Genomic DNA, 12,430 nt, shown 5'->3' with positions numbered 1-12,430 from the left:
TCGCGCCATGATCAAACATATCGGGACCGCCGCCCTCGCCGCTTGTCTGGCTGCCACTGCCTCCACCACGATTGTTGCGCAAGAACCGGGCAGTGCGCCCGCCATGACGGCTCGTGACCTCATCACCACGCCCCGTTTGGGCGGGCCGACAACCACCAAGGCTGGAACATTCACGGTCTATGCGGTCACCACCACCAACGAAGACACGCTCGAACGCAGCACCGATCTGTACCTGCGCAGCCTGACCGATCTGGATGCCAAGCCGGTAAAACTCGATTTACGTGGCTCGGCTTTCGCCGCTGCCTTTGGGGCTGACGACTTTCTCTACTTTCTGTCTGACCGGCCCGCCGAAGGAAGCGATGACGATAGCGGCAGCGTTCAGGTCTGGCGGGCTGCGCTGGAAGCAGACGGCAATGTAACCGGGCCCATGCAGGTGACCAACCTGGGGACCGACATTGTCGGGTTTAAGCTGTCGCCGACCGGCGAAAATATCGCCGTCTGGGCCGAAATCGCTCGCGAATGTCCGCGCTTTGGTTGCGATGGGGACGGTCAGGCCCACCTTCCCGGTCCCGGCAACGGGCGGCTCTACGACGCCATTGAAGGCTTTGTGCGGCACTGGGACAAGTGGGAGACCAGCGGCACATTCAGCCGGGTTTTCGTATTTGGCCTGGAGGATGGTGTGGCCGTGGGAGATGGCGAAGCGCTCGATGGGCCAGCTTCATCTGAAGGAGCGCTGACAGGCGATACGCCGACCAAGCCGTTTGGCGGAGGGGAAGACGTAGCTTGGGCGGCAGACGGATCTTCCGTCTATTTCGTCGCGCGAAGATCTGACGCCAACGAACCAACCTCGACCAATCTCGACATTTATCGCGCCGGGCTGGCAGGGGCCGCTCCCGTCAACATAACTGCCGGTAATGCTGCAACGGATACCTCGCCCGCCCCTTCGCCGGATGGCAAGTTCCTGGCTTGGCTGGCGATGGAGCGACCGGGCTACGAATCCGACAAACTCACCATCATGCTGCGCGATCTCGCCAGCGGCGATACCCGCGCACTGACCCAAGGGTTCGACCGCAGCTTCCACTCACTCAGCTGGACACCGGATTCGAAATGGATTGTCGCAGCTGCACAGGACGTCCTCGACACACCTGCTTTCCGGATTGATCCGACAAGCGGTGCAATCGAAAAGCTGGACCTTATGGCCGGCAACGAGGCGCATCTCGGCAATATCCAGCCACTATCCGGAGGCCGTCTGCTATTTACCCGCGATTCGATCGGTGCTCCACCCGAACTCTTCCTTTCGAAAAACTGGAAACAGGCCAAGCCCATTTCGCAGGCCGCGAGCCGTCAGGTTGGAGGGTTGGCATCCATCGTGACCACACGGTTCAATTTCGAAGGCGCACAGGGTGACACAGTGTGGGGCCAGATTACCAAGCTGGAGGGCAAGGAAGGGCCGATGCCCGCGATCCTCTATATCCATGGTGGCCCGCAGGGATCTTTCAACGATGGCTGGTCCAGCCGCTGGAACCCACGCGTTCTGGCCAGTCAGGGCTACGCCGTGATCTCCGTCGATTTCCACGGCAGCACCGGATACGGGCAGGCCTTCACCGACAGCATCAACCGTGATTGGGGCGGCAAGCCGCTGGAAGACCTTCACAAGGGCCTGGCGGCGGCGCTGGCCCAGGACAGCCAGATCGACGGATCACGCGCCTGCGCCATGGGGGCATCCTATGGTGGCTATATGGTCAACTGGATCGCCGGAAGATGGCCCGATCGCTTCAAATGCCTCGTCCAGCATGATGGGCTCTTTGATATGCGGAGCTTTTACTACACCACCGAAGAGTTGTGGTTCCCGCGCTGGGATTTCGGCGGTTCCTATGCCGAAGCGCGCGATGAGTATGAGCGCTGGAACCCGGTGAACCATGTCGACCAATGGAAAACTCCGATGCTCGTGATTACGGGCGAAAAGGACTTCCGCGTACCCTACACTCAGGGAATCGCCAGTTTCACTGCCCTGCAGGAACGCGGCATTCCAGCCAAGTTGCTGGTCTTCCCAGAAGAGAATCATTGGGTCCTCGGAGCCAAGAATTCGCTGCAATGGCACGAGACGGTGTTTGCCTGGCTGGACCGGTGGCTGGGAGACGACGCCGAGTGACGCACGAGCGTAAGCTCGCGGACGCACGAACCGCACTCGCCTTTACTGGCGGAGAGACGGTCAAGCGACATATCTTCCTGTGCGCGATGAGTGAAAAGCAGAAATGCTGCCAGCGCGAGGACGGGGAGCGCGCATGGAAATTCCTCAAGAGCCGGATGAAAGAACTGGGATTGACCGAACAAGGCGGGTTGCAGCGAACCAAGGCGGATTGCCTGCAAATCTGCGCCGCGGGCCCAGTTGCCGTCGTCTATCCCGACCGGGTTTGGTATCACTCTTGTAACGAAGCGGTGCTTGAACGGATCATCCAGGAGCACTTGATAGGCGGTCAGCCCGTTGAAGAATTTCGCCTGCGCGGACCGTGCTAATCTTCGTCTGACCGGGGAAGATTGTTGTCGACGGAGGCATCGTGGCCTGTTCCGTTGGACAGGAATACCAGACCCATCAATGCGCTCATCAGCATCATCGAAAACCCGATCCCGAGCGCGACCGCGATGAAGAAATGCGGCGATACCATGCCATTGCGCTCGTAAAGCAGCGCTAGCGCGATGATCACCACGCCCACAGTAACAGCGAACATGAACCGCATCAGCCGCTTGTATCGCGCGAAAGCGTAAGCTGCGTTTTCCGGATCCTCGAGGGGGGATTTGGGAATCATGTCGCTTCCTTAGATGGATGGGGCGCTTGGTAAATACCCCGATTCGCCAAACTCGCCGCGCCGTGGCATGTTCCGGACAAACTGGAAAGGAGAAGCCGTCCATGGAAATCGCGCAGCTTATCGCAGGCCGGAACCCGTCGGATATTGTCACATGCGAGGCGGGCCAACCCGTACGCGAAGCCGTCGCCATCCTTGCCGAGAAAAGGATTGGTGCCCTGCCCGTCATGGAAGACGGACGAATTGCCGGCATCTTTTCTGAACGTGATGTCATTTATCGCATGGCCGACGAAGGCACTGCATGTCTGGAAAAGCTGGTCGGTCAGGTCATGACAGCTCCGGCCATCACGGTAGAAAAGTCCTCCAAGGTCGATGAAGCCCTGTCCCTGATGACCAAGCGCCGGATCAGACACTTGCCGGTGACCGACAATGGGGCTTTTGCCGGATTCGTATCGATCGGCGACTTAGTGAAATCGCGGATTGACGAAGTCGAGCATGAAGCAGCGGCAATGCGCGATTACATCCAGACTGCTTGAGACCCGGCCAGATCGGCATTACATGTAGCATATGAGCGAGACTCCTGCCTTGACCGATGCAGCCGCCAAGCGCGTGCAGTGGATTGCCGAAAAGCAGGGCAAGCCCGCGATCCTGCGCCTGGCTGTTGAAGGTGGAGGCTGTTCGGGGTTCCAATACAAGTTTGACCTTGCCGATGCAGCAGATGCTGAGGATCTGCAAAGCGAGACTTCCGGCGTGAAGCTGGTAATTGACCCGATCAGCCTCGACCTTGTTGCAGGCAGCGTGGTCGATTTCGTGGAATCACTGGGCGGTGCCGCTTTCAAAGTAGAAAACCCCCAAGCCGCCGCAGGCTGTGGTTGCGGGTCCAGCTTCGGGATCTGAACCGGGTGGCGGGTTCGGGCGCTTTGGGTTAGACGCGCGCCCTCAGATCAGGCACAGATCACGCCATGCGTATCGCAACATTCAACATCAACGGAATCAAGGCGCGCCTGCCGCGCTTGCTGGAATGGCTGGAAGAGACCCGGCCTGCGGTGGCATGTCTGCAAGAGATCAAGAGCCAGGACGAAGGGTTTCCTGCCGAAGCATTCGAAAAGATCGGCTATCATGCGATCTGGCACGGGCAGAAAAGCTTCAACGGTGTCGCCATTCTTGCGGATGGGGTGAAGCCGGAGGAGACGCAGCGTGGTTTGCCACTGCTGCCTGGTGACGAGGAAGACCCCCAATCCCGCTACCTCGAGGCTGAGGTTAACGGTGTGCGGATCGCCTGCCTCTATTTGCCCAACGGCAACCCACAGCCAGGGCCCAAATTCGATTACAAGCTGGCATGGATGCGCCGGCTGCAAGCGCGGATGCGGGAATTGTGGCAATTGGAACGGCCGACGATCGTGCTTGGCGATTTCAATGTCATTCCCGAGGCCAAAGACACATTCTCTGTCCGCGCGATGGCCGATGATGCGCTGACCCAACCGGAATCGCGCGATGCATACCGGCGATTGCTCGGTGATGGATGGACTGATGCTCTCGACACGCTCAATCCGCGAGGGGGAGTGTGGACCTATTGGGATTACCAGCGCGGCGCATGGCAGCGCGATCACGGCTTCCGGATCGATCATTGCCTATTGTCGCCCGAATTGGCCGACAGGCTGGTTTCCGCCGGCGTCGATAAGGAATATCGCGGGCGCGAAAAAGCCAGCGATCACGCACCCGTTTGGGTTGAAATCACCGGCACATAAAGAAGGCCCCTCCGCGCCGCAGCACGAAGAGGCCCCCTGCGACCCACCGAAGGGCGGGCTTAACGGTAGAAAATGTGCGTGTTGATGCTGGCGCGGCGCTGTTTGCGGTAGCTCCAGCGCGGCTTCACATAATTCGCGTGAAAATAGAGCGAATCTTGCGCTTCGCTTTCCCACAGGCCTTCATGCGCAATCTTCGCGATCTTCTTCGCGCGAACCCACGCAGCCGATCCGCGCTTGATGCGTGGCATCGTGCCATTCTTTACGAACGAGAATTGCGAACGCTGATAGACAACGCCGCAATAGTCCGACGGGAAAGCATTGGATTCGGCCCGGTTGATGACAACCTGCGCCACAGCCAACTGACCATGGATCGGTTCGCCGCGCGATTCGAAATAGACGGTGCCAGCAAGGCATTCCATCTGGCGCGAGAGATCCTGCGGCGCGTCGACCTGCGCAATAAGGCTGCGCAGCGAATTGGCGGAAACAGGCTGATCGGCTTTCGCCTCGGGCTCTGCTGGCGTTTCGGGAACCGTTTGCACGACTTCTTCCGAAACAAACACCGGAACGGTTTCTTCGACCATGGGCTGGTCGGGTATCGTAGCCATGTCGCCCTGCTGGGCATTTGCACCCGATGTCTCGGCGCTGGCAACGATAAGGCCGAGCATAGCAGCAATTGCCACGACGCTGGCTTTGTGTGTCTTACGACTCATGTGATCTTTTACTTACGGCGGTGAGCGCGCCAAGACGCAGGCTGGAACCTGTTTCGCGTTATTTGCGATGTGGAGAGAGTGGTTCTTTTGAAGCCTGCCGGCCGCCCCCCGTCTGCGTGCTAGCCAAACAACCTCATTGTTGCCCTGGCCGCCTGCGCGTCTGGAAGTTGAGGGCCAAATAGGCAGGTTGACGTTTAAGTCAACTTATCGGGGCAGGGATTCGATGAACCGTTGCCCGTCTGCGACGTCCGCCTCGAGAATCCAGACGTCACTATCCTGGCGCGCCCTGCGGGCCAAATACTCGGAAAATTCTTCTGATTTATCAGGCTCTTGAACCCTAGATAGTGCCCATGCACGGGTTCCGTCGAGTTGAGGCATTCTTTCGTAAAGTTGCGCATTCTGGCCATTTTCTGTCGTAACCAGCAAGACGGTGCCAGCGTCGCGCTCACCTTTGGCAAGGACCGTTCCAAAGCCTCCCTGGGCTTCGATTAGTCGTAGAAATGCAGCGATTTCGAGATGGGCGGGGAGACGCGAATCAGCCATGGTCAGCCGCCCGGGGCATATCCATCCAGCCCAGACAGGGCGATGTGCGATCGCATAAAGGTGCCTGTTCCACGCCCGATTTCATCCCCTTCGGCATCGATCAAGCGCGATTCAGCGACGAAAACGCGGCGGCGGCCGCTGACCCAGCGCCCTTCGGCCACCACCTCGCCCACTTTGACCGGCTTAGTAAAATGCAGGTTGAACGATGTCGTCAAAAGGAACCGGTCCGTGACCAAGGTGTTGGCCGCGTAAAAGGCGGCATCATCCAGCATTTTGAAATAGATCGTGCCGTGGGCTGCGCCTGCAGCGTGATAGGACTGCTCTGTCACCTGGAAAACGAGACGCGAGCGGCCCTCTTCTTCGATCGTGAGATCGGATTGGAACAAGTGGTTGACCGGGGCCGAGGCATAGAGCCGCTCGAGCGCCCTGAAATGGAGATTGGCTCCAGGAGTTCCTTCCTCAGGCTGCGTCACGGTCTACCGCATTGGTGATGAGCGCGTAGAGCGCCTCGCCATCCGGGGCTTCGGCCAATTGACGGTGGGTATCCTCGTTTCGAACGAGACGGGATATTGCCGCCAGCGCATGCAAATGAGTCGCGCCCGACTGGCTTGGAGAAAGCAGGCCGAACACGAGATCGACAGGCATCCCGTCGGCAGAACCGAATTCGCATGCCTGATCGAGCCGGAGCAGTACTGCTAGTGGACGATTGATAGTGTCCAATCTCGCATGGGGGATCGCAACACCGCGCCCGAAACCGGTGCTGCCAAGCTTTTCCCGCTCTTCCAGAGCATCAAGCACTTCCACAGCATCAAGAGTGTAGACCTCGGCAAAATGCTCCGCCAACAACGACAGAATTGCCGTCTTGTCGGTAGCTGCAACACTGGTCACGGCTTCCGGGGGGAAACGAAACAGGGCATTCATAACGCGTATCGTCGCTTTCAGAGTCTCAGTTGATTTGCGGGTCGCCTATGCTGCGCCGCGCGGGGGATACCGGTGGAGCATTAGGGAGATTGAAATCCCCCCATCTCAGTGTGGTTCGACCCAACCGATCGATCCGTCACCGCGGCGATACACCATATTATGCCTGCCGGTTCCAGCATTTTTGAAGAACATTGCGTTTGTGTCGCGCAGGTCTAGCATCATGACAGCATCGGCCACCGAAGCCTCGGGAATATCCACTTTTGTTTCGGCAACCACTGGCGGCGCATCTGCTGATTCCAGCTCTTCAATATCGTCGGGCTCTGACGCGAAAATCGTATAGGCCGCCTCTTCCTCACGCTGGGCGTGGGCCGTCTGTTCATGCCGGTCGTTCAAGCGGCGCTTGTATCGGCGCAATTGCTTGTCGATCTTCTCGGCCGCATTATCGAGTGCCAGATGCGCATCATGCGCTTCGCCATGAGCTTTCAGGACAAGGCCTTGCATCACATGGGTGACGATATCGCAGGCAAACGCACCGGCCGGCGCTTTGCCGAAAGTAACATGCGAAGAAATCGCTCGATTGAAGTATTTCTCAACGATGGTATTGAGTCGGTCTGAAGCGTGATCCTGCAGAGCTGAGCCGGTTTCCACCTGGTGGCCTGAAACACGAATATCCATCGTCGCCATTCTCCTTATATATCAACTCGTCGCAGCCACCCTGATGGGGAAGCTATGCATTCCAAAGTGGTGACTCTATCCCCTCAAGAAAAGTCTTGTGGCGCGCAATTTCGTCCGCGCTCGCCATATGCTGGCGCGGCTCGCGAAATTTCCGCTCAGTCGCTGGCATAGCTTTCGCCGTCGGGGTCACATCCGCAACGGGTCGGTCAGCATCAAGGGTCAAGCCAATCTGTCGGCCACCCGTCAGCTCGACATAGACCTGGGCCAGGAGCTCGGCATCCAGCAGCGCGCCATGCTTGACCCGGTGGCTTCGGTCGACTCCATACCGGCTGCACAAGGCATCAAGAGAAACTTTCGCTCCAGGATGTTTCTTGCGCGCTATGGCAACCGTATCGATCATCCGTTCGAGACTGACTGGTTCCAGCCCGCACAACTCGAGCTCGGTGTTGAGAAAGCCGAAATCGAACCCGGCATTGTGGGCGACAAGCGGAGCATCGCCGATGAAATCCAGCAAGTCTTGCGCGCCATCGCGGAAGAGGGGTTTGTCGGACAGGAACACTTCGGACAAGCCGTGTACTGCTTCGGCACCGGCAGGCATGTCGCGCTCGGGATTGTAATAGGCATGGAAGGTAGCACCGGTTTCAACCCGGTTGACCATTTCCACGCAGCCGATTTCAACCATCCGGTCTCCCGTCTTGGGATCTAGGCCGGTGGTTTCCGTATCGAACACAATTTCACGCATTGGAGACACTATCGGCCCATGATCGCGGCTGCGCAAGGGTGCGAATCAGTCTGACACGCGTTCCAGTATCAATTTCTCGACCAGCGCAGCTACTGCCTGCTCGGTATCCTTCAGCGATTGTCCGGTATCGATAATGTAGTCGGCCTTGGCGCGCTTTTCTGCGTCAGGGACCTGGAGCGAGAGGATATGCTCGAACTTCTCCGGTGTCATGCCCGGCCTGGCGAGCACTCGCTCACGCTGCGCTTCTGCCGGGGCAGACACAACCACGACATAATCAACAGCCTCGTGACCGCCCTTCTCGAACAGCAGCGGAATATCGAACACCAGCAAAGGCTTGTCGGCATGTTCGGCCAGAAAAGCAGTCCGATTGCGCCCGACGACCGGGTGTATGATTGCCTCGAGACGGGCCAGGGCATCCGAATCCGCAAAGACGAGTTCGCCCAATCGTTCGCGCAGTACCCCAGTCGGGCCAGTCGACCCAGGAAACGCCTGTTCGATGGCAGGTATCAACTCTCCATCCGGGCCCTGAAGCCTGCGAACCTCTGCATCAGCATCGAACACCGGGACGCCGGCACGTTCGAACATGTCTGCGACAGTCGATTTTCCCATTCCGATAGAGCCGGTGAGGCCGACAATGGTCGGTTTCTTCATGCTAGCAATAGTCCCCGCAATTCGTCGTCCCACTCGCCCGGCGCAGTCTCATGAAAGAACAGCCGAAAAGCTTCGCGCGCTTGCCCGATCAGCATCGACAAGCCGTCTATGGTGTCGAATCCGTTCGCCTGCGCGTCCCTGAGCAATGGAGTCTGCGCCGGGGACGTAACGATGTCATAGATGATGGAACCAGGTGGAGCGTGGGACACATCAAAGGGCAAGTCCGGCTGGCCCGTCATGCCCAAGGGAGACGCATTAACGACCAGATCATAACATCCTTCGCGGTCATCGAAGGCAAAGTCGGTTGCTTTGGCAAAATGACTGAGCGGCGGCGTGAAGCTTTCCCCGCGGGGCGCCAGCTCTTCCAACAAGCGCTCGGCCTTGGCCGGATCGCGACCCGCAATGACCAGTGTGAAACCCCGATCTGCCAAGGCAACAACAATCGCGCGTGCTGCTCCGCCGGTTCCAAGAATGCGGGCCATGCGAAACAGATGGTCGTTTTGCAAATCGGAAGCGAGAGGCTCGAGAAAGCCGGCCACATCAGTATTGAAACCAGTCAATGAGCCGTCTTGATTGCGCACTACAGTATTCACGGCACCGACCTGGCGGGCCAATGGGTCCAGATGGTCGAGCAAAGGCAGGATCGCCTGCTTGTGCGGCATAGTGACATTGCATCCGCGCCAGTCAGGATCGGTGCGGCGCTGGTCCAGATAGGTCTCGAGATCTCCAGCAAGGACGTGCCGGGCCTTGTAGTCAGCTGTTAGCCCAAACTTCGCGATCCAGAAGCCATGGATCAAGGGAGACTTCGATTGTGCAATCGGGTCTCCAATGACTTCGGCATAGGGCATTGTCATGCAGCAAGCACACCGCGTTCACGCAGCGCCCCAAGCACGGACAGCAAGGGCATGCCCAGAACCGTAAACTGATCTCCGATAATCCGGTCAAACAATTGCACACCACGGGCTTCGATCCTGAAAACACCGACACAGGCGCTGACCTCGGGCCACTCGGCATCAAGGTAACTTGCGATGAATTGTTCTGACAGGTCCCGCACCTTGAGCGTTGCCAATCCGTGATCGATCCATGTGATCCGGCCGTCGACCGCCAGTGCAGCGGCACTATGCAGCCGCATCGTCTTGCCCGAGAATAGGCGCAAGTGTTCGACAGCCTGATCCCGGTCTTTTGGCTTGTCGAACCTCTGGCCATCGACTTCGACCAGACTATCACTCCCCAGCACCAAGCGATGAGGATCCTTCTCGGAGACCGCAACAGCTTTGGCGGCAGCCAGGGCCTGCGCGATTTCGGCTGGTTCGGCTCCTGCCATCTCCGATTCCAGCTGGCGTTCGTCCACATCGGCAGCAATTGCTTCAAAAGCGACGCCAGCTGCCTCCAACATTGCTCTACGCGAGCCGCTTTTGGATGCGAGGATCAGAGTGGTCATATCGGCTTCTCCCCCGGCTTGATGCGGGCATGGCGTTCATTGTGTAAACGAATGATCGCGGCTGCGGTTTCCTCGATCGAGCGCCGCGTCACGTCAATGACTGGCCAATTGTTGTCGGCAAACATGCGCCGGGCGAACTTGACCTCCTCGGTCACACGATCCTTTTCGACATAGGATGTCTCGGATTGCTCGTTCAGTGTCAGCAACCTGTTGCGCCGGATCTGGACAAGACGCTCCGGCGCGGTGGTCAAGCCAACTACCATCGGTTTCTTCAATTCGAACAAGATCGCCGGGGGAGGGCTCTCTACAACCAGTGGGATATTCGCCACCTTGTAGCCGCGGTTGGCCAGATAGATGCTGGTCGGTGTCTTGGAGGACCGCGAGACCCCCGCAAGGATAATATCGGCCTCTTCCCAATGTTCTGCGCCAACACCGTCATCCTGGGCAATCGTGTACTGGATCGCCTCCACGCGCTGGAAATAGGCATCATCCATCCGGTGTTGTCGGCCAGGCCGGCCATGTGCCTCCTCTCCCAACTGACGCTCCAGCGCGTGGGTCACTTCATCAAGTGCATCGACAGCGGGGAGCGACAATTTGCGGCAATGGTCTTCCAGGGCCTCGCGCGTGGAGACATTGACCAGCGTGTAGAGAACAAGGCCGGGATTGTTGGCAAGCTCGGGCACAATGCGCTCAAGGTGTTGCTGGGACCGGACCATCGGCCAGAAATGCCGGACCACGTCGGCATTCTCGAATTGGGCAAGGGCTGCCTTGGCAATCATCTCCAGGGTTTCGCCGGTGGAATCCGACAACAGATGGAGATGGATACGGTTCATCAGCATGCCTCGACTGGTGGGGATGAGCCCTGTGGAGAATGGGCGGCATAAACCACGGGACAGGATAGCGGACAAGTTCGGGACCGGATTCCACCCCCACTGTCCCGACTCTTGCAAGGTCATTTGCAGACAGGCTGGAACCTTTTCACCAGTGTGGGGATAGTGCGCATAAGTATGTTTTGACTCAGCGTTCATGCGGATTCGCGCGCCGGAAAAAGCTGGCCCTGGCGGGAGAATTCGGGCAGGCGCGGCTTGTGCCCAGTTTCCACAGGGCCAACAGACTCCATCATCTTTCTATAAATATATTTATTGATTGGATTCCCTTCTCGATGCCTGGTCTTTTGCTCGACACACTTCGCGGAAATCGCGGGCCGAATGTCCCGCTTTGGCTTATGCGCCAGGCAGGTCGCTATCTTCCCGAGTATCGCGAATTGCGTGCCGAAAAAGGGGGGTTTCTCGATCTCGTCTATGACAGTCCGTCGGCCTGCGAAGTGACGATCCAGCCCTTGCGCCGGTTCGGCTTTGACGGGGCGATTCTGTTTTCCGACATCCTGATCGTGCCGCATGCCCTTGGCCAGAATCTCCAATTCCTCGCCGGGGAAGGGCCACATCTTTCACCCCCGCTTGCTGATGCCGAACTCAGCGATCTTGAACTGGCAAAGCACCGTTTCGATCCGGTTTATGAAACCGTGCGGCAGGTTCGTGCGAAGCTCGATGACAGCACAACCATGCTGGGCTTTGCCGGCAGCCCGTGGACCGTCGCGACATACATGATCGCCGGGGAGGGAAGCCGTGACCAGCACGCTGCCCGCTCCATGGCCTATACGAACACAGCCAAATTGCAGGGCATTGTCGATGCGATTACCGATGCAAGCATCGAGTATCTGATCGGCCAGATCGATGCCGGTGCCGAAGCTGTTCAATTGTTTGACAGTTGGGCCGGCAGCCTCGCGCCAGACCAGTTTGTGCAATGGGTGATCAAGCCGAACGCGAAGATCGTCTCTGCTCTCAAGGCAGCCCGGCCGGACACGCCGATTATTGGATTCCCAAAAGGTGCAGGCGCGAAGCTGCCAGATTACGTCGCAGGCACTGGAGTCGATGCGATTGCGCTGGATGAAACGGTCGACCCCGGATGGGCAGATTCCGTCCTTCCCGAAGACATGCCAGTCCAGGGCAATCTCGATCCGCTGCTGATTCTGGCAGGTGGTGATGCGATGGTGGAACGCGCGGAGTATATTCTTCGCAGTCTTGCAGGAAGACCGCATGTCTTCAATCTGGGTCATGGCATCGATCGACACACGCCCATCGAACATGTCGAGCGCCTGGTCGCGACGGTTCGCAATTGGCAGGGCTGATCGAGCA

At 58.4% G+C, this 12,430-nt stretch carries 17 protein-coding genes; 6 read left to right on the top strand and 11 right to left on the bottom strand.

Going from position 1 to position 12,430, the window contains the following annotated elements:
* Positions 1–7: 7 nt before the first annotated feature.
* Complete coding sequence (locus ABD653_RS09485; protein ID WP_160778453.1) at positions 8–2,152, top strand: dipeptidyl-peptidase 5; 2,145 nt, start codon at positions 8–10, stop codon at positions 2,150–2,152.
* Entirely contained in the window at positions 2,149–2,517 is a 369-nt protein-coding gene (locus ABD653_RS09480; RefSeq protein WP_160778452.1) for a (2Fe-2S) ferredoxin domain-containing protein, read from the top strand. Before ABD653_RS09485 ends, ABD653_RS09480 begins: the two co-directional genes overlap by 4 nt.
* On the opposite strand, the gene ABD653_RS09475 is transcribed toward ABD653_RS09480, so the two are convergent.
* A complete protein-coding gene (locus tag ABD653_RS09475) occupies positions 2,514–2,807 on the bottom strand; it encodes a hypothetical protein (protein WP_160778451.1) in 294 nt (97 codons plus the stop codon). The two genes, ABD653_RS09480 and ABD653_RS09475, sit on opposite strands and share 4 nt — an antisense overlap.
* A gap of 101 nt (positions 2,808–2,908) precedes the next feature.
* Between ABD653_RS09475 and ABD653_RS09470 the strand changes: the two genes are divergently transcribed.
* The 3 genes from ABD653_RS09470 (at position 2,909) to xth (ending at position 4,552) form a co-directional block, all read left to right on the top strand.
* Entirely contained in the window at positions 2,909–3,340 is a 432-nt protein-coding gene (locus tag ABD653_RS09470) for a CBS domain-containing protein (RefSeq protein ID WP_160778450.1), read from the top strand.
* 31 nt (positions 3,341–3,371) lie between these two features.
* The gene (locus ABD653_RS09465) at positions 3,372–3,701 is read left to right on the top strand and encodes a HesB/IscA family protein (RefSeq protein WP_160778449.1); all 330 of its coding nucleotides are present in this window, start codon (positions 3,372–3,374) and stop codon (positions 3,699–3,701) included.
* A 65-nt stretch (positions 3,702–3,766) separates the two neighbouring features.
* The gene (gene xth / locus ABD653_RS09460; protein WP_160778448.1) at positions 3,767–4,552 is read left to right on the top strand and encodes an exodeoxyribonuclease III; all 786 of its coding nucleotides are present in this window, start codon (positions 3,767–3,769) and stop codon (positions 4,550–4,552) included.
* A 59-nt stretch (positions 4,553–4,611) separates the two neighbouring features.
* Here xth and ABD653_RS09455 read toward each other — a convergent pair whose 3' ends face one another.
* From ABD653_RS09455 to ABD653_RS09410, 10 genes are all read right to left on the bottom strand, one after another.
* A complete protein-coding gene (locus ABD653_RS09455) occupies positions 4,612–5,262 on the bottom strand; it encodes a cell wall hydrolase (protein WP_160778447.1) in 651 nt (216 codons plus the stop codon).
* Between the two features lie 204 nt (positions 5,263–5,466).
* Complete coding sequence (locus tag ABD653_RS09450; RefSeq protein WP_160778446.1) at positions 5,467–5,805, bottom strand: DUF1491 family protein; 339 nt, start codon at positions 5,803–5,805, stop codon at positions 5,467–5,469.
* Positions 5,806–5,807: 2 nt separating this feature from the next.
* Entirely contained in the window at positions 5,808–6,278 is a 471-nt protein-coding gene (locus tag ABD653_RS09445) for a PaaI family thioesterase (RefSeq protein WP_160778445.1), read from the bottom strand.
* A complete protein-coding gene (locus ABD653_RS09440; RefSeq protein ID WP_160778444.1) occupies positions 6,265–6,726 on the bottom strand; it encodes a PTS sugar transporter subunit IIA in 462 nt (153 codons plus the stop codon). Before ABD653_RS09440 ends, ABD653_RS09445 begins: the two co-directional genes overlap by 14 nt.
* Positions 6,727–6,831: 105 nt before the next feature.
* Positions 6,832–7,401 (bottom strand): ribosome hibernation-promoting factor, HPF/YfiA family, encoded by a 570-nt coding sequence (hpf, locus tag ABD653_RS09435; protein ID WP_160778443.1) that lies wholly within the window; start codon positions 7,399–7,401, stop codon positions 6,832–6,834.
* A gap of 52 nt (positions 7,402–7,453) precedes the next feature.
* Positions 7,454–8,143 carry a DNA polymerase III subunit epsilon gene (gene dnaQ / locus ABD653_RS09430; RefSeq protein WP_160778442.1) on the bottom strand — a complete coding sequence of 230 codons (690 nt, stop codon included), beginning with the start codon at positions 8,141–8,143 and terminating at the stop codon, positions 7,454–7,456.
* Positions 8,144–8,188: 45 nt separating this feature from the next.
* The gene (coaE, locus tag ABD653_RS09425; protein ID WP_160778441.1) at positions 8,189–8,794 is read right to left on the bottom strand and encodes a dephospho-CoA kinase; all 606 of its coding nucleotides are present in this window, start codon (positions 8,792–8,794) and stop codon (positions 8,189–8,191) included.
* The gene (locus ABD653_RS09420; RefSeq protein WP_160778440.1) at positions 8,791–9,648 is read right to left on the bottom strand and encodes a shikimate dehydrogenase family protein; all 858 of its coding nucleotides are present in this window, start codon (positions 9,646–9,648) and stop codon (positions 8,791–8,793) included. The genes coaE and ABD653_RS09420 overlap by 4 nt, the downstream gene beginning before the upstream one ends.
* Complete coding sequence (locus tag ABD653_RS09415) at positions 9,645–10,235, bottom strand: Maf family protein (protein ID WP_160778439.1); 591 nt, start codon at positions 10,233–10,235, stop codon at positions 9,645–9,647. The genes ABD653_RS09420 and ABD653_RS09415 overlap by 4 nt, the downstream gene beginning before the upstream one ends.
* The gene (locus ABD653_RS09410) at positions 10,232–11,068 is read right to left on the bottom strand and encodes a pyruvate, water dikinase regulatory protein (RefSeq protein WP_160778438.1); all 837 of its coding nucleotides are present in this window, start codon (positions 11,066–11,068) and stop codon (positions 10,232–10,234) included. The genes ABD653_RS09415 and ABD653_RS09410 overlap by 4 nt, the downstream gene beginning before the upstream one ends.
* A gap of 329 nt (positions 11,069–11,397) precedes the next feature.
* Here ABD653_RS09410 and hemE point away from each other — a divergent pair, with 329 nt between their 5' ends.
* A complete protein-coding gene (hemE, locus tag ABD653_RS09405) occupies positions 11,398–12,423 on the top strand; it encodes a uroporphyrinogen decarboxylase (protein WP_160778437.1) in 1,026 nt (341 codons plus the stop codon).
* The last annotated feature ends 7 nt before the right edge of the window (positions 12,424–12,430 follow it).

The sequence above is a fragment of the Parerythrobacter jejuensis genome (genome assembly GCF_039536765.1).
In the GTDB taxonomy this organism is placed as follows: domain Bacteria; phylum Pseudomonadota; class Alphaproteobacteria; order Sphingomonadales; family Sphingomonadaceae; genus Parerythrobacter; species Parerythrobacter jejuensis.
The sequence above is the reverse complement of the archived record's forward strand: the minus strand, read 5'-3'. Positions and strand labels throughout refer to the sequence as shown.